The 16,701-nt window shown below is 50.0% G+C and carries 15 protein-coding genes; 8 read left to right on the forward strand and 7 right to left on the reverse strand.

The genetic code is table 11. From position 1 onward, the window contains the following. Positions 1-63: 63 nt before the first annotated feature. The 5 genes from L3556_RS06680 to L3556_RS06700 all read right to left on the reverse strand — a co-directional run bounded on the left by L3556_RS06680 (position 64) and on the right by L3556_RS06700 (position 7,075). The gene (locus L3556_RS06680; protein WP_338405730.1) at positions 64-882 is read right to left on the reverse strand and encodes an ABC transporter permease; all 819 of its coding nucleotides are present in this window, start codon (positions 880-882) and stop codon (positions 64-66) included. A 66-nt stretch (positions 883-948) separates the two neighbouring features. Beyond that, complete coding sequence (locus L3556_RS06685) at positions 949-1,440, reverse strand: hypothetical protein (RefSeq protein ID WP_277866527.1); 492 nt, start codon at positions 1,438-1,440, stop codon at positions 949-951. Between the two features lie 6 nt (positions 1,441-1,446). Beyond that, the gene (locus L3556_RS06690; RefSeq protein WP_277866528.1) at positions 1,447-2,334 is read right to left on the reverse strand and encodes an alpha/beta fold hydrolase; all 888 of its coding nucleotides are present in this window, start codon (positions 2,332-2,334) and stop codon (positions 1,447-1,449) included. Between the two features lie 108 nt (positions 2,335-2,442). After that, the gene (locus L3556_RS06695) at positions 2,443-4,506 is read right to left on the reverse strand and encodes a cation:proton antiporter domain-containing protein (RefSeq protein ID WP_277866529.1); all 2,064 of its coding nucleotides are present in this window, start codon (positions 4,504-4,506) and stop codon (positions 2,443-2,445) included. A gap of 178 nt (positions 4,507-4,684) precedes the next feature. Further along, positions 4,685-7,075 carry a heavy metal translocating P-type ATPase gene (locus L3556_RS06700; protein ID WP_277866530.1) on the reverse strand — a complete coding sequence of 797 codons (2,391 nt, stop codon included), beginning with the start codon at positions 7,073-7,075 and terminating at the stop codon, positions 4,685-4,687. A 166-nt stretch (positions 7,076-7,241) separates the two neighbouring features. Here L3556_RS06700 and L3556_RS06705 point away from each other — a divergent pair, with 166 nt between their 5' ends. Together L3556_RS06705 and ispE are read left to right on the forward strand one after the other, a co-directional pair. Continuing rightward, entirely contained in the window at positions 7,242-7,502 is a 261-nt protein-coding gene (locus L3556_RS06705; protein ID WP_277866531.1) for a hypothetical protein, read from the forward strand. Between the two features lie 121 nt (positions 7,503-7,623). Then, complete coding sequence (ispE, locus tag L3556_RS06710) at positions 7,624-8,574, forward strand: 4-(cytidine 5'-diphospho)-2-C-methyl-D-erythritol kinase (protein ID WP_277866532.1); 951 nt, start codon at positions 7,624-7,626, stop codon at positions 8,572-8,574. Positions 8,575-8,578: 4 nt separating this feature from the next. Here ispE and ytaF read toward each other — a convergent pair whose 3' ends face one another. Next, entirely contained in the window at positions 8,579-9,265 is a 687-nt protein-coding gene (ytaF, locus tag L3556_RS06715; protein WP_277866533.1) for a sporulation membrane protein YtaF, read from the reverse strand. Positions 9,266-9,539: 274 nt separating this feature from the next. On the opposite strand from ytaF, the gene L3556_RS06720 reads away from it, so the two are divergent. The 5 genes from L3556_RS06720 to L3556_RS06740 all read left to right on the forward strand — a co-directional run bounded on the left by L3556_RS06720 (position 9,540) and on the right by L3556_RS06740 (position 13,365). After that, the gene (locus L3556_RS06720; protein ID WP_277866534.1) at positions 9,540-10,052 is read left to right on the forward strand and encodes a pentapeptide repeat-containing protein; all 513 of its coding nucleotides are present in this window, start codon (positions 9,540-9,542) and stop codon (positions 10,050-10,052) included. Between the two features lie 78 nt (positions 10,053-10,130). Beyond that, on the forward strand, positions 10,131-10,553 hold the full coding sequence (locus L3556_RS06725; protein ID WP_277866535.1) for a hypothetical protein: 423 nt from the start codon (positions 10,131-10,133) through the stop codon (positions 10,551-10,553). A 298-nt stretch (positions 10,554-10,851) separates the two neighbouring features. After that, positions 10,852-11,688: an acyl-CoA desaturase gene (locus tag L3556_RS06730; protein ID WP_277866536.1), complete on the forward strand. Its 837-nt coding sequence runs from the start codon at positions 10,852-10,854 to the stop codon at positions 11,686-11,688. Positions 11,689-11,722: 34 nt separating this feature from the next. Further along, complete coding sequence (locus L3556_RS06735; protein WP_277866537.1) at positions 11,723-12,622, forward strand: SDR family oxidoreductase; 900 nt, start codon at positions 11,723-11,725, stop codon at positions 12,620-12,622. Further along, positions 12,619-13,365: a C40 family peptidase gene (locus L3556_RS06740; RefSeq protein WP_277866538.1), complete on the forward strand. Its 747-nt coding sequence runs from the start codon at positions 12,619-12,621 to the stop codon at positions 13,363-13,365. Before L3556_RS06735 ends, L3556_RS06740 begins: the two co-directional genes overlap by 4 nt. A gap of 35 nt (positions 13,366-13,400) precedes the next feature. Here L3556_RS06740 and L3556_RS06745 read toward each other — a convergent pair whose 3' ends face one another. Beyond that, positions 13,401-14,066 carry a riboflavin synthase gene (locus tag L3556_RS06745; RefSeq protein WP_277866539.1) on the reverse strand — a complete coding sequence of 222 codons (666 nt, stop codon included), beginning with the start codon at positions 14,064-14,066 and terminating at the stop codon, positions 13,401-13,403. A 1,128-nt stretch (positions 14,067-15,194) separates the two neighbouring features. Here L3556_RS06745 and L3556_RS06750 point away from each other — a divergent pair. Next, positions 15,195-16,673, forward strand: coding sequence for a serine/threonine-protein kinase (locus L3556_RS06750; RefSeq protein ID WP_277866540.1), 1,479 nt, complete (start codon positions 15,195-15,197; stop codon positions 16,671-16,673). The last annotated feature ends 28 nt before the right edge of the window (positions 16,674-16,701 follow it).

Genomic DNA, 16,701 nt, shown 5'->3' on the forward strand with positions numbered 1-16,701 from the left:
ATCAGAAAACTATGGAACTGCTTTGATGATCAACCGCCTTAATAACATGGTGACTAACTTTACTCAGTCTTGCCCCGGATTAAACCATTCCCCCAAGCCTTCACCTAGGAGAGACAGACCCACCACCAGTAAGGTCATGGCCAGACCCGGAAAAAGGGTCGTCCACCAAATACCCACGGAGAGACCATCGAGGGCTTGGCGCAAATCATAGCCCCATTCCGGCACCTCCGGCGGCAGGCCCAAACCCAGGAAGCCTAACCCTGCTAGGGTCAAAATGGCATCGGCGGCATTGAGGGTAAAGAGAACCGGAATACTGGGCAGCACATTCACAAATAAATACCGACTGAGAATTCGCGGAGTCGAGGCCCCCATTGCCCGGGCCGCTTCAATAAACACCTCGGTTTTAAGGCTAACGGTATGGTTCCGCACCACCCGATAGTATTGGGGAATGTAGGCCACACTCAGGGCGATCGCCGCATTCACAACGCCCTTCCCCACCACAAAGGCCACCGTCACCGCCAACAGCAATCCAGGCAGGGTATAGATGGTATCCATTAAAAATAGCAGGGACTTATCGGTACGCCCCCCTAAATAACCACTTATTAATCCCAAGGGAACCCCGATCACCAAGCTAAACAGGGTGGCCAAAATAACCACTTGCAGAGCCACCTGACTACCAAACAAGGTACGGGAGAAGACATCATAGCCCTGGCGATTGGTACCAAACCAGTGTTGGGGGGAGGGAGGGGCATGAATGGGAAAATCAAGAAATTCTTCAGGATTGGCAACCCAGCCCCAGGCCTGGAACAGAGGGGCAAAAAGGGCCACCAATATATAGACGAGTGTAATTCCCACGCCAATGAACAGGAGTATTTCATTCATACTCAGGGGGCGGCGATCGCCCGTTTTCCCTAGCCTCAAGGGGGCCATCAGACTAAACCCACCAGATCAACCATCCGATCTAGGCTCCATTGATGGGGGTAAGTCCGCAAATAGATCCTTGACAATCCGTTCCGTTTTCCCATCCAAACGATTCCAATCCACCTCACCACTGGTATCAAATAAACTGGCATCCACTTCCACCTCCCCCACCTGAAAATCACGAATATCGGCTCGCTGCCAATCCGGCTCGTAATCCCTAAAGCAAATTTGATAGCACAGTTCCCACAGGTTAATTTTAAGTTCATCGGGCGATCGCTTCAGATGTAACCAATAGAGAATTTGGGGTTGTTCCCCAGAATCTGTGCTAGATATATCCGTACCATGACCATCCCCATTTTCTGGCCAAACTTCAACGGTTTCATAGCTGCCTTGCCAGGGGGAGGACTCTAGGGCCTTACGCAGCTGATCCAGTAGACGAATTAATGCCGGTTGCATCAGTTGGGCCGCTTGATACCAAGGGTTTTGGGTTTCAGGGTGGGGGACGGGCTGATCACTCACGCCGACTTAATGCTCCAGGATTCGGCCCAGCCAGTCTATCACGATAGGATTCACCTGATCAGGGCGATCGTCGTGGGGACAGTGGCCCGTATTTGCCAGCGGAACAAATTCAATGGGCATGGATTGGCGGTAATCCTCAAATACCTTGGCTCCGGCGACGGGAGTCCAGGGGTCTGCCTCTCCCCAAAGCACGAGAATGGGGGTATTTACCCTCGGCATTAAATCCGCAATTCTCGGCCCCGGCGGTGCTGTTACCACCCGCGCAAAGACCTGTTGTGCGCCGCGATCGCAGGCAGGACGATAAAGAAGTTCCACTAGTTCATCCGTAATGGCTTCCGGGTTGGCATAGACTTGGGTCAAGGTTTTGCGGATGCGGGCCGGCTGACGAATTTGATTAAAAATTAAAGCACCAATGACAGGACTGGTCAGCAAGGCCGTAAAACTTTTCATTAAAAGCCTTTGGGGCCAGCCTAATTCCTGGGGACGGTGGCTTAGCCCCCCGGCGCAATTGAGAACCACAAGGCCGGCACAGGTATGACTATAGTTGGCGGCCATACTGACACAGAGCAGACCACCAATGGAGTTGCCAATCCAAACCGCCGGTTGCCCCACCTGGGACTGCCAAAAGTCCGCCAGCATTTCTGCCCATAATTCCATGCTGTAGACTAGATTCGGCTTGGCAGAAGCACCAAACCCCAATAGATCCACTGCATAAACTTGATAATGACGGGCCCACTCTGGAATATTTTTGCGCCAATGGCCAATGGATGCGCCAAATCCATGGACAAGCACCAAGGGTTGGCCACTGCCACTAACGCTATAGCAAATGTTATGGCCACGCCACTGCCAATACTGCTGGGGAGACTGGGCAGAAGCGGATAGGGTGGTGGTCATAGAACGTTAAGCTACCAAAATCAAAATACACATCAAAAATTCACACAAAGCCGATGGAAAAACTCTATTCACCATCCTAAACAGATCCAGAGGCATCAGGGCCAGGGCCTAATGGTGCGGTTCCCCGAATAAAATCACCGAGGATTTTAAGTGTTGGACAACATGGGTGGTAATATCACTCACCGCCAGACCCCCCGATGTTCGCCGCCGGATCGATCGCATGAGTACCAGATCTGTGGCCTCAGCTTCGCGGAGAATCGTTTGGGCGATATTATGACTTTTAACGGTTTTAATATCCACCGTGATCGTGGGTTCAGGATGCTCAGAGCAAAAAATGACCTGATTTAGGTTTTCTTCAAAGCGATGAATTTGCCCATGGGGTGTTTCCGGCAGGGAAATGTGGAGGAGAATCACCTTTGCTTGACTGACGGCGGCCAAGGACTGGGCAAAGCCAACAATTCGCAGAGTTGTGCTGGAGAGATCCCGGATCGGTACCAAAATTGACTTAATGCGTTGAGGCTCCTCTAGCAAGCGGGTAATCACCACAGGGCAATGGGCTGACCAGAGAACGCTATCAATAATCGTGCCAAATAGACGCGCCCGAATGCTGGTATTTTCTGACCAACCCAGAACAATCAAATTGGCATTATGCTCTCGACTTAAACGAGTAATCCCTAAGGCAATGTCATTATCAATGCGTACCGCCGGTTCAATCGTGACCTCATAGTCTTGACCAATTTCCAGGGCCCGTTTCACCAGTTTTCGACTTCGCTCTAGGGATTTCTCCAGCCGAGGATCATCCATGTGGGTGTGACCACGGGTAATGGCAATGGGAATCACCCGACCCCGCTCATAACGAGCCAAAAGGGCCGCCAACTCAATGAGTAATCGCTGGGTTTGGGGATTATAAACCGGCACAACCACGGTAAAGGGAGAGGTATCCTCCAGTTCTGGCCCATCATTACCGGAAGCATCCCACCACAGGGCGGGTTCTTCAGCTTCGGCCTCTGGCTCAGGGACAGGTAAGCGGCTAGCTACTCGCGAGGTGATCAAGGGGCCCAAAATGGACGTCACCAACATCAGCACAATCACGCTGTTAAATACATCTGAGGTGAGAATGCGCTGCTGAAACCCCACCAAAGTTGCTGCCAATGTTGCCGCCACCTGGGGCAAGGATAGGGACCACATACTCAGCATTTCAGTCCGGCTATAGCGATACCAAAGGGATGCTAACCAGGCGGCAATGAACTTGCTACCCACTAAGCCAAGGACAATCGCAACGGTAATACCGACAGACCCCAGGGTACGGGCAAAGGCAGGAATATCAATGAGAAGCCCCATATCCACAAAAAAGAAGGGAATGAAGAGAACCCCACCGACAAATTCCACCTTTTCTTTGACCGGGCTATCACCCAAAACATCATTGACCGCCAAACCAGCCAAAAATGCCCCGACAATTTGCTCCACCCCAATCACCTGGGCACCAATGGAGGAGATAAATAGGGCCAGCAGCACAAACAGAAATTGACTGCCTTCATCATCCTTAGAGCGACGGAAATATTCTTTACCCGCCCAATCAAACCCCCAAAGAACTGCTACGGAATACACCGCCAAGGATGACAGAATCCAAATCAGACTGACTGGGGTAAATTCCCCTTTGTTAATGGCCACACAAATAGCCAGAACCAGCAGGGCGGCGGTATCCGTAAAAATTGTCGCCCCAATGGTGACTGTAATCGCCTCATTACGAACGACCCCCAACCGGCTTACAATCGGGTAGGCCAAAAGGGTATGGGAAGCCAAAAGAGAACCAATCAGCAGAGACGCATTCCAGCCAAACCCAAACCAGCGGCCAATCACAATACCGGTAATGATCGGCATGATAAATGTGAGGAAACCAAAGCCCATGGAGCGATTGCGGGTGCGACGAAACTGGGTCAGATCAATTTCTAGGCCCGCCACAAACATCAGGTAGACTTTACCGATGTTGGAGAGCAACTCCATGGTTTCCATGTCATGGTTAAGGAAATCGAAACCATTGGGCCCAAGGATGACACCGGCCAAGAGAAGTCCAACTAAGCCAGGTAAGCTTAGGCGTTCAAAAATGGGGGGAATAGCTAAGATCACTGCCAGTAGGACAGTAAAGATAAAAATTGGACTGTCAATCATCATGGCTTGCCGCTCCCCAATCAGGCCCGAAGGTCAGCATAACGAATTTTCCGTGGTTGCGTCTTGAACAATTCTCAAGACAACGCCAGCGAACAGAAAAAATCCCCTCCAAAAATGGAGAGGATCGTGAAGCTATTGCAACTTATGAACGATTAGCGGGATTAAGGGAATACCTAGTTGGCTAACTCTGAGAAGCCCCTACCGGATGGAAGGGTTCCCCTGCTGGAGCGATCGCCCCCGATTCCCGTTCCCATTCATGTTCCCCATGGGTTGGTGGCACATGCTGCACCGGATTGCTGGGGTGGGTAGATTCCCAGTCCGCTAGAAAATCCTGGGTATCTTTTACCGGCGGTAAGGGCAAGGGACCACCGGGGCCCACTAAGGGGCGTAAACCATTGAGTTCCGCCAGAATGGCTGTACCGTTGTTGATCACCACCGCCAAGATTGGGTCTAGGGCAAAGAAGATACCGGACAATAGGGCACCCACATTGGGCAGGGCCACGATCGCCGTATTTTGCCAGACAATTTCCATGGCTTGTTTTGCAATGCGAATAGCAAGGGTCAGTCCGCGCAGATCATCCTCCATCAGCACCACATCGGCGGTTTCCCGGGCAATATCCGTCGCCCCGGCAAAGGAAATGGAGACATCCGCATAGGCCAGAGCCGCAGAGTCATTGATGCCATCGCCACAGAAGGCCACGACCTTGCCGCTATCGTGGAGGGATTTCACCACTTCTACTTTCCGCTCAGGGAAGGCTTCAGCGTAGATATTTTTAGGAGCAATGCCGAGGTCTTTGGCAACGGCCCGGGCAACCCGGCCCACATCCCCAGTGAGCATATGGGGGGTAATGCCGGCCCCTGTCAATTCACTGATGACATCGCGGCTTTCATCCCGAATCGGATCGCTGTAGAGAAGAACACCAATTAAACGGCCATCGCCACCAATATAAACCACGGAACAGCTACCGGAATTTAGATCGGGGAAGCGTTGATTGAGGTCTTCAAGACAGATATTTTCCGTATCCATCAACCGACGGCTGCCCACTCGCAGATCCACGCCACAGACCTTGGTTGCCACCCCTAAACCGACACGATACTCCCAGTCTTCACAGTCATGGAGGGGCATATTCAATTCCCGGGCATGGCGCACGATCGCTTCTGCTACTGGGTGGGTCAATCCCTGCTCGGCACTGGCGGCCATACTGAGAATCTCATCGGCGGTAAACCGTTCGTCCATCACCTTGATGTCCGTGAGACCGGCATGGCCTTTCGTGAGGGTTCCGGTTTTATCAAAGACGATGGTATCTAGACGGGCAAGGTATTCAATGGCGCGTCCACTACGAATTAATACCCCATGCTGGGCGGCATAGGTGAGGGCAGACAGAATTGTCGTTGGCACTGAAACCCGAATCCCCGTTCCCAGGTCTAGGGTCAACAGGGCGATCGCCCGGCCAATGTCCCCACTCATTAAACCCACCCCAGCGGCAATCCCCAGGGTAGGAACCACCATCTGGTTAGCCACCGTACCAGCGTAGTTTTCAATGCGGGTATCGTGCACAGGGGCCGCCTGCATCAGGCCGACAATCACCCCAGCCCGAGTATTATTACCGACCCGTTCCGTGAGGATCACCAACTGACCATCCACCAGCAGCGTAGAGGCAAACACTTCCATGCCCTCGCTACGCTCGACGGGAACGGATTCGCCGGTGAGCTTACATTGATCCACTAGGCCCGTTCCCCGCAGGACAATGCCATCTACGGGTACCTGATCCCCAGGGTAAAGAACGACGCGATCGCCCTCGACAATATCTTTAACAGGAACTTCAACCTCAATGCCATCCCGCTCAATGAAGGCGGTTTTCCCTAGGCAATCCAGCAAGTCTAAGGAGGCCCGCTCCGAACCACGGGCGGTCATGTCCCGAATGACTTCTCCCCCTTCAATGAGTCCCAACATGAAAGCTGGGGCAAAATAGTTGCCGTGACCCGCATGGAGGGCGATCGCCAGACCATCTAGGAAATCAATAGTTAACTGACGTTCTTCGACAATGGAGTCCCAGGCCCGCTTGAACACCGGCAGCGCACCGGCAATCACCACGCTGGCCAAGACATAGCCAGGAATGGGCACACCCATCAAGGCCCCTAGGCTCAAGCCCAAACCCACGGCAGGCATTCCCAGACGTTCCCAGAGACTAATGCTGTGCTCGTTTGCCCCATCTTCGCTGGACTCATCTTTTTCCGCTTCCAGGAGAGGAACTTCAGGTAGGGTAGCCGCACTCTGAATGGATTGGAAAATCTCTGCCTGCACCACGGCAAGGGTGTTGCCAAATAGCTTGGGATTATACTCCACCACCAAGGAGCGGGCGGGGGGATTAATCCGGGTCGTCGTCACTGCCGTAATTTTACTGACAACGTATAATAACTTGGCAGCGTATTCAGCATCATAGCCAAGGCGGGGAATCCGAATCCGAAAACGGCCAGTAATCCAGTGAACTACTTGATAATGGACATCTTCAGGGGAAACCACACTGACTGCCTCTTGGGCAACGGGGTTACTCCTGGTCAATACAGTCATGAATTTCTCCTGGGGTGGAACAGCGATGGGGGATAGATTGAGGTGGAACATCCTCTAGTTGTCACTATAGGCCGATGACTATGTACACCATTTGGCACAATTGTGACGAAGAGATGTCAATATTTGATTCAGATTAAACCAGTATCCCATTCATAAATCAATTACTATGGCACGATTTACCCCCTTTAGTTTGCAAATGCAAATTAGCCAAATGTTTCAGCAAGGCCAATCTTTTTTCGCTGTCAACAAAGTTCAGGATTGGTTACGAGAGCGACAGCAAAACCCAGGAGACTATGAAATTTCCTTTGAGCAACAACCCGCACCTCCAGGCTCCGGTTTGGTCTATGCCATCACGATCCAGTTACGGCGCAAAGATGGCCAGCCCGTTGATTCTTGGTTATTGGAGCAACTGGCATCCCAGGAATAACAGCCATAAAAATATCAATAAAAATATCAATGAATGATCAATAAATAATGTTTTCTGAGGACGACCGTAAGGGAGAGTGATTCCAGCATGGGAAAATAAATAAACTCACCCATGGGAGACATTGACCGTGTATCGTCTGGCGGCTCCAGCTAAAATTAACTTGTTTTTACAAATCATTGGCGATCGCCTTGAGGGCAATGGTTTTCATGAATTAGTCATGGTGATGCAAGCCGTTACCCTAGCGGATCATATTGAACTGGTGCCCCGCCTCGATGATGACATCTATATTGACTGTGCCCACCCCCTCGTTCCCTGCGATCCCAGCAATTTAGCCTATCGGGCAGCAAAACTCCTCCAAAAACAGGTGGGCGATCGCGGCGGTGTTGATATTTATATTGAGAAGCGAATTCCTGTGGGAGCCGGATTGGCGGGGGGATCCACCAATGCGGCGGCGGTACTGGTGGGTCTGGATCTGCTCTGGGATTTGGGATTGACCCAGGCAGAACTGCAATCCCTGGCCGCCCAATTGGGTTCCGATGTACCTTTTTGCCTCAGTGGGGGCACGGCCCTAGCCTTGGGCCGGGGGGATGAACTCACTCCCCTCATAAGCCTAGAGGGCATCAGTGTGGTTTTAGCAAAATATCGATCCCTGGCCGTTTCCACTCCTTGGGCCTACCAAACCTATCGTCAACAGTTCCAAGCCAACTATGCCCAGACCCCTGGGGAGCAAGAACAAAAACGGCTTCAAGGGGGATCGCCAGAACTCTTGCGGACGATCGCCCAACATGATGTTAAAAACCTAAGTCAATACCTAAAAAATGATTTGGAAAACGTTGTTTTACGCGCCTACCCCCAGGTCCAAAACCTACGGCAGACCTTTACAGAGCTTGGGGCCCTAGGAACAATGATGTCCGGGTCTGGGCCCACCGTATTTGCCTTGGTGGAAAATGACCTAAAGGCGGAAGAACTCTGCCAGGCAATGGCTGAGAAATTCCAGGATACTGACTTGGAACTATGGCCCTGCAAATTTTGTAGTCAGGGAATCCATCTGGTTGATTTTCCCTCAAGATAAAAATCTAGAACAGTTTATGGAGACCAATGACAATCAGCATGGTGCTAGGAAAATAGGGCAGTTGCCGAAACCAGCGATGACCGGCAATTAAAATGCCCGTTTGAATGCCCAGGAAAAGAAAAATACTACTCATCATGGCAATGGTTAAAATAATCAACCAGGGGGAATAGCCCAAGAGGCGAATACTAATGCCGGCCACAAAGGAATCCATGGAGAGGGCCAACCCTAAAAAAACTGCCTCGCTCAGGGAGATGGAATTAGAATGGTCAAAGTCCGCCGCCATGGGATCATTTAGAATTTCTGGAATCACACTCAGGGATTCATGTTCAGATTCAGATTCAGGGCTATCGCCGGCGGTATCAGACTTGACACTTTCCTCTAGCATCTCCAAGTCAAAGGATCGCGATCGGGATGAGCGATTCAGTTGGGACTTGACATGGTTGAGAACCGCAAAGACCCCAATGCCAATGAGCATAATGCCCCCGATCACTTCCGTCAGGCGGGGAGACAGGAGGGCCACAATGATCTCCCCCACCCAAACCGAAAAAATCAATGTCGTTCCCGTGCATAGGGTAATTATGGCTAAGGAACTGAGGGGAACCCGTAAACGACGAGCGCCATAGGTAACACCGACACCAAAACTATCAAGACTCACAGCAATGGCAATGGGTAGCAAGGTCAGGAAATTCATAGATCAATCAGAGAATTCGGTACTATATGCTTGATGTTTGCAAGTATTTCCGCAAATATGCCGAGTAACAAGTAACGAGGGTAGATTTAGTAATATTTACTTTTATTGAAAAAAGTCGCAAACGACCTCATGCTACACCACTCTCGCAAATAATGAAAGTAATTTAATGAACATTGGGTTCATGTTATAAACGTAGTAATGGATACAGACAAATACTTAAAATTCATACTGTTTTTAGGGACTACGGCATAGATTAGAATGGGAGTACAGAAACGTGAGTATTGCCTTGAAAACGCTTCTCAAAAATCTAAAGTACCTGCTGGCCCTTGTCCTTGCGATCTCCTTGGTGCTATGGGCTGCTGCCCCCGCTTGGGCAGAGAACTATACCAAAGAAGCCCTTGTGAATATGGACTTTTCGGGTCGGGACCTACGGGATTCCCAATTTACCAAAGCCAATCTCCTCCACAGCGATCTCAGCCATACGGATCTGCGGGGGGTGAGTTTTTTTGGGGCCAATCTGGAAACCGCTAATCTGGAAGGGGCTGATCTACGCCTAGCCACCTTGGATACAGCCCGCTTTACGAAGGCTAATTTAACCAATGCCAACTTAGAGGGGGCCTTTGCCTTTAATACCAAGTTTAACCAGGCAACCATTGATGGCGCAGATTTTACCGATGTGGATCTGCGGGAAGATGCCCAATTTGACCTGTGTCAGGTGGCCAAGGGCGTGAATCCAGTCACGGGCCGGAAAACCTGGGATACCCTCAATTGCGCTGACTTTCAGTAAATTCGATAGAATAAATATAAGGATATTGCTAGCTTTATCTACCCTATATACCTAGCCAATATTGGCAAAGGAGGGGGTATGAAGCCCTTACAATTTATTGGCAAAAGCCTTGTTGGTGGTTTACTTTTAGCCACAACATTTTCCCTTCCAGCAATGGCTCAAACCTTGGTTTCCGATAGTGGACTCACTCGCATTCATGATTATCCATTTCCTGAGAGACTACTAAATCAGGGAGATCAGTTGAGCTATACCACTCAAGTGGGCGGACGCACCTATCGGGGTGTCATCACCGTGACCCACATTGGTCGAGGTGGAGTTTTGGGTTGGTTTTCCGATCGCAGTACAGACTATGCCTATGGTTGTAGCGGCGATGTAACCATCATTATGCTGGGGAACAATCGCTATCGGGCCACCTGGAAAGTGGGGGGCAGTTATTCGCCCCGTGTGACGTGTCTGGATACCGGGCAAACCTTTGAATTTAATTTGCGAAGAGCACCTTAACCTATAGCAACCCCAAACCTGATGGCTTCCATGCAAAGCCATTTTTCCCCATGGTGCGATCGCCCGGAACCTAGGGGCATTGTTTTCAACGATACAGGGGACGTGGAGCACAATTTAATACCCCAAAAGCATTAGGCTTTCTTGACTTAAGGGTTCCACTTCGTTAATGATTAGGAGCAGTGGCTAATTTTGAGTATTCATACCTATTCGTTCATAGCATCAACGTCTGCTTGCAGGCGATATATAAGGTAAAGAATACTAGGTTCACTGGCTACAGATGTTGTGACGAGAGTTTTTCATGACCCAAGCGACTTATACCAAACCGCCAATTTCTTGGCATACGGTTTTTTTTATTGCCCTAGTCCATGTGGGCGCCCTATTTGCCTTCCTCCCAGAAATGTTTAGTTGGTCAGCGGTGCTGCTGGCCTTTGTACTCCATTGGGTTACTGCGGGTTTAGGCATTACCCTGGGTTGGCATCGCTTAGTCACCCACCGCAGTTTTCAAGTCCCCAAGTGGTTAGAGTATATTTTGGTTTTCTTTGGAACCTTAACCATGCAAGGGGGCCCGATTTGGTGGGTGGGCCTCCATCGTCACCACCATCTCTACTCAGACCAGTCGGTGGATCACCATGATTCTCGCAAAGGGTTTATGTGGAGCCACTTGGAATGGATGCTTCGGGATGTACCGGCTACCAAGGAAATTCCTCGCTTCACCAAGGATATTGGGGATGATCCGGTCTATAAATTTCTAGATGAAAATTTTGTCTGGATTCAACTTGCCTTTGGCGTTGTCCTTTACCTGTGGGGCGGTTGGCCCTTTGTGGTTTGGGGTATCTTTGTTCGTTTGGTAACGGTCTATCACACCACTTGGCTTGTTAATAGTGCTACCCATATGTTTGGCTATCGCACCTTTGAAACGGAAGATTACTCTACGAACTGCTGGTGGGTTGCCCTAGTCACCTTTGGGGAAGGCTGGCACAACAATCACCATGCCCATCAATTCTCGGCCCGTCATGGCCTGAAGTGGTGGGAAATTGACCTCACCTGGATGACGATTCGTTTTTTACAGATATTGGGTTTAGCTACTAAGGTACGCTTAGCGGAACTTCCGGTTTCCCCTTCTCCCTCGGAATAGACACCCTAAAGTAAATATCCAGTAAACCCTTGGTATGCGAGTTCTCATTTTAGGCTGCGGCTATACGGGCACTCGCTTGGCCCTTCGCCTCCATTCCCAAGGAATTGGGGTGGTGATTACCACTCGGTCAGGGAACTGCCCAGAGGTCTTAAGGGATTTGCAGCCAGCGATCGCCCCGGTTCCATTTCTTTGGCAAAGCAGCCCAGCCCGTTCCTTGCCCCCGACCGAGACCTGGCAGGGGGTAACCCATGTTCTATCCAGTATTCCCCCCGATCCTGTGGGAATGGATGGTGTTGTTGCATGTTTGATGGATCAATTGATGGCCCTAGATTTACAGTGGTTTGGCTATCTGTCTACCACTGGGGTCTATGGCGATCGCCAGGGTGGGTGGGTGGATGAAACAACACCGGTTCACCCCCAAAATTCTCGTTCCCAGGCTCGGGTCAATGCCGAAAATCAGTTTTTGGCCAGTGGCTTGCCAGCCCATATTTTTAGATTGCCAGGAATCTACGGCCCCGGATCTGGGCGCAATATTTTTAGTCGGATTCAAACCGGCAAGGCCCAGCATATTCATCGACCGGGCCATTATTTTTGCCGTATTCATGTGGATGATATTGTCCAAACCCTTTTCAAGTCCCTGGCACAACCTACCCCTGGGGAAATTTACAATATTAGTGATGATCAACCCTCGGAATCCAGCCATGTGCTTTTAGAGGCCTATCGCCTCATGGGACAAACCGCCCCCCCACCCCTGGCCCTAGAAGAGTTAGATCTCAGCCCCATGGCAGCCTCCTTTTGGCAAGAATCCCGCCGAGTTCGCAACGATAGGATCAAGTCGGTTCTAGGGGTTAACCTAAAGTATCCAACCTATCGGGAAGGATTAGCGTCTATTTGGAATCAGATGGCCGGGGATGTGCCAGGGGCCAAACTGTGATTGAGAATCAAAATCATAGGCTTTATGATATACAGGCAAAAGTGGATCTCTACGATTCTCCAGATTGCCAACGATTGGCGACCCAGGCAGCCATGGGGCGAAAACTCTGGCTGAGTTCTGGGGTGTCCTTGCCGAGTCCTGACCCGGTTCCCGTTCAACTGGCAGAGGATGGTTATCCCGCCTGGTTAGCTAAGGCAGATACGGGTTACCTCACGCCCGCGATCGCCCCCTATATTCCCCAACCCTGCGATCGCCCCGCCATTGAGGCGGCATTGCCCAAAATCATTCAATTCTTGCAACAGGCCCAAAACCATCCCAACCAGTATCTTTGGGGGGGTAATCTAGGCCCCAACTATGACTGCTCCGGCTTAATTCAAGCCAGTTTTGCCCACCATGGCATTTGGCTGCCCCGGGATGCCTACCAGCAGGAGGCCTTTACCAGACCCTTAGTTTTAGACCCAGTTGTCGCTCCAGCCAGCGATCGCCCTGAAGATTTCATTCCACTTTTAACACCCGGAGACCTAGTATTTTTCGGTACATCTCTGAAAGCAACCCACGTGGGGTTTTATCTGCAAGAGGGGGCCTATATCCATAGTTCCGGTCAGGATCAGGGCCGCAATGGCATTGGCATTGACTATCTATATCCCAGGGAAGATAACGTGACCATGGCCTATTACCAACAATTTCGAGGGGCCGGCCGCATCGAAAAAAGCTACCAACCCCAAGGCATTATTACCATCTAGTGAAAAAATTAAAAATCGCCCCCTAACTAAAACCCCTAACTAAAGCCATGCTCTTGGAGAAATTCTAGGGACAGTTCTGGGGAATGGCTCGGAGGATGGTCTAGGGACTGATAGGGGGTTAAAAACTGTCGGGCATATTTGCCCAATAAATCCGCCTCCAAATTAACCTGATCCCCAACCCCTAAAACCGATAGGGTCGTTTGCTGGTAAGTGTGGGGAATCACGGCCACTGAGAACCATTCACCCTGGGGGTGACAACTGGCCACCGTCAAGCTAATACCATTCACCGCAATACTCCCCTTTGCCACAATATAGGGGCAAACCGACACCGGGGCCCTAAAGATTATCTCCCAGCTATCCCCCAACAGGGTACTTTGATCCAAGGTTCCCACACCATCCACATGACCCGTAACGAAATGCCCCCCCAGCTTATCCCCCAAACGTAAGGAGGGTTCTAAATTCACCGGCTCTCCCCGATGGGCCCGTTCCCCTAGGGTGGTGCGCTTTAAGGTTTCCGGCGAAACAGTTACCGTAAATCCCTGGGTATCAAACTCTTCCACCGTTAGACAAGCCCCATCAACGGCAACGCTATCTCCGATCGCCACCATGGTCAAAAAGTTTACCCCTGGACAGAAAATACGCAAACGGGAAGGGGAAAGGAATTGGAGTTGGCCGAGTCCCTGAATTAAGCCAGTAAACATATAAACCTCCCATTGTTAGCCCATAGGTTGAATTTTGACGATGATCCTTTATGGCCCTAGGGTACGGCGATCGCGAGCCGTTTGGCTGAAATGGGCCCAGGGATCCATATTTTTGTTCCCGTACATTAACTGAGAGCCAGTCGGCAATGGTATAGTGGTCTTTACTTAAGGGGGCGTGGCGGAATGGTAGACGCTGCGGACTTAAGAAATTGAGCCTTAATGGAGGAATCTGTTAAGTGAATGCTCTCAAATTCAGGGAAACCTAAGTTTGCATCGTCAAATAAGGCAATCCTGAGCCAAGCCGGGGATCCGTTTGTTGGTTTTCGGAAGGTGCAGAGACTCGACGGGAGCTACCCTACCGTAGATTAACTTACGCGGGTAAAGGGAGAGTCCAATTCTCAACACATCTGTGGGCGACCCAGATTGTGGTCGCGAAAGCGGCAGGAGGATGAAAATCCGTTGACCTTAAAAGTCGTGAGGGTTCAAGTCCCTCCGCCCCCATTCAGGAAGAATCTAATATAGTCTAAAAACGTCTTCAAAGCCTTACTGTGAAAGCATCATAGCGGTTTTATTAGTCTCAATCAGTCTTGATGAGGCTAGGGTAAGCTAGGGGTGGATGGTGGTATCAATCAGGGTACTTCCACTAAACCCCTAACCCCTTATGCTCACAAAACTGGCTGTCAATCGATCTGAGACAACTGACAGAGTATAAAAGCTTTTTGACGGCGGCGGTTTATATCTGGAGATACCCGTCAATGGTGATGATCAATCCCGCACTGATTGCGGCATTAGAACGACACATCTGGCAGAACAATGCAAAATGATGCAAAGGTTGACCGATATCATGCTTGGGTTGGCAGGGTATTTGGGGCAAGTTTGGTACCTGAGGCCTGGGATAAACGGGTTCAATCGCTGGGCGTGAGGTTGTCGGATGGGATTCCCTGTACCACAACCACCCCTCACATCACTGTTCTCGTATTCTAGAAGCGGAGTTGGTAGAGAGTAATACAATACTGATACAGCCCTTGCAGGAAATTCCGGTTTCATTTACGGTTATGGCTAGGGTTAAGTTCAGAAAAGTATGATAGATAAAATTTTATCTATATTGTCGTCTGGTGGATTGCCCTGATGCTGGTTCATTGTACTCACCCTACCTGTGATCAACCCCGAAATGCATTGCCGGAGTTAGATGATCCTGAGGAGCGGCGGAGCATCTCCCAGCGGTTTTGTACCACCTGTGGAATGCCTTTAATTTTGAAGGGACATTATGTGGCAGAAAAGCTGATCGGGCAAGGAAGCTTTGGGGCAGCCTACTTGGCTAGGGATTTAGATACGCCAAGTTTACGAAAGTGTGTGCTAAAGCAATTACGACCCAACTTTACAGACCCAGGGGATATAGCAACGGCTCAAATACTTTTTGAACGGGAAGGAGCCATTTTAGGAAGATTGGGAGAGCATCCCCAAATTCCCTCGTTATTTGCATTTTTTGATTTGGATGTTGAGACTAGTTCTCCCCATCTGGGCGATCGCTTCTTTTATTTAGTACAAGAATATATTGATGGCAAAAACCTAGAGGATGAATTAGAGCAGCAGGGTCGCTTTCGAGAGGAGGAAATTCTCCAATTCTTGAAGGAGCTTTTACCTGTACTGCAATTTATTCATGATTGTGGATCGATCCACCGAGATATTAAGCCTTCAAATATTATGCTGGCTAATCAAGGGAGGATTTCAGGGCAATCGCAGCTTTATTTGATTGATTTTGGTGCGGTGAAACAGCTTGCTGGAACATACTTGACAAAAAAAAGTGGACATACTGGCATTTATACGCCCTATTTTGCCCCACCGGAACAAATGCGGGGAGAACAAGTGTATCCTAGTTCTGATTTGTATGCCCTTGCTGTGACAGCGATTGTTTTGCTAACAGGTAAGGATGCTGGCGAGTTATTAGACACCTATAATGATTACTGGAATTGGTCATCCTATGTCAATGTAAGTGATCGTCTAGCAAAGATATTAAACCGTATGTTGGAGTCTATTCCCAATCGTCGATATCCTTCGGCACAGGATGTGCTTGAAGCATTATCAACACCACCTCCTCCTCCACCTCTACCACCACCTCCTCCAACAAAGTTGCTGTGGCCGATCGCCATTTTCCTAGGTATCTTCTGTAGTATTTTTGCCTTAGGGATGGTTGCTATTTTTATTCCCCAAATCCAGCAACCAACTGTCCCAATAACAACGACTCAGGGTGATTCTAATGAGATAGAAGCCTTGGATAAAGCTATTGAGCAGGAGTCATCCATCCCTATTGCAACACCATCACCGACTCCCACACCGACCCCTACGCCATCTCCATCGCCTAGCTTATCTTTGAAACCAACCTGTGGTTCGCAGCGAACTGGGCCAAGTCATTGGTGGGGAGTACGGGGGCCAGGTGCTGCATTAAGTACGGTTCAAAATAACTACTGCCGTGATGCTCTGATTATTGCGGGACAAACCCAAGCGGCTAGTTTTACTTCTAAATCTGCGGCCCAGGATTTTGCTGAAAAACTCTCCCGCGCTTCGGGATATGGTTTCTACGTGACTGATTCATATTGGGTGGATTAACGGTTTTTTTTTTTGATTATCTATTGGA

The sequence above is a fragment of the Candidatus Synechococcus calcipolaris G9 genome, from assembly GCF_029582805.1.
Taxonomy (GTDB): Bacteria; Cyanobacteriota; Cyanobacteriia; order Thermosynechococcales; family Thermosynechococcaceae; genus Synechococcus_F; species Synechococcus_F calcipolaris.

What these genes read in the sequence shown, in the direction of transcription:
- L3556_RS06700 (WP_277866530.1), bottom strand. Translation starts at nt 7,075, where the DNA reads ATGACTGTATTGACCAGGAGTAACCCCGTTGCCCAAGAGGCAGTCAGT.
- L3556_RS06750 (WP_277866540.1), top strand. Translation starts at nt 15,195, where the DNA reads ATGCTGGTTCATTGTACTCACCCTACCTGTGATCAACCCCGAAATGCA.
- L3556_RS06745 (WP_277866539.1), bottom strand. Translation starts at nt 14,066, where the DNA reads ATGTTTACTGGCTTAATTCAGGGACTCGGCCAACTCCAATTCCTTTCC.
- L3556_RS06735 (WP_277866537.1), top strand. Translation starts at nt 11,723, where the DNA reads ATGCGAGTTCTCATTTTAGGCTGCGGCTATACGGGCACTCGCTTGGCC.
- L3556_RS06695 (WP_277866529.1), bottom strand. Translation starts at nt 4,506, where the DNA reads ATGATGATTGACAGTCCAATTTTTATCTTTACTGTCCTACTGGCAGTG.
- L3556_RS06725 (WP_277866535.1), top strand. Translation starts at nt 10,131, where the DNA reads ATGAAGCCCTTACAATTTATTGGCAAAAGCCTTGTTGGTGGTTTACTT.
- ytaF (WP_277866533.1), bottom strand. Translation starts at nt 9,265, where the DNA reads ATGAATTTCCTGACCTTGCTACCCATTGCCATTGCTGTGAGTCTTGAT.
- L3556_RS06680 (WP_338405730.1), bottom strand. Translation starts at nt 882, where the DNA reads ATGAATGAAATACTCCTGTTCATTGGCGTGGGAATTACACTCGTCTAT.
- L3556_RS06705 (WP_277866531.1), top strand. Translation starts at nt 7,242, where the DNA reads ATGGCACGATTTACCCCCTTTAGTTTGCAAATGCAAATTAGCCAAATG.
- L3556_RS06690 (WP_277866528.1), bottom strand. Translation starts at nt 2,334, where the DNA reads ATGACCACCACCCTATCCGCTTCTGCCCAGTCTCCCCAGCAGTATTGG.
- L3556_RS06730 (WP_277866536.1), top strand. Translation starts at nt 10,852, where the DNA reads ATGACCCAAGCGACTTATACCAAACCGCCAATTTCTTGGCATACGGTT.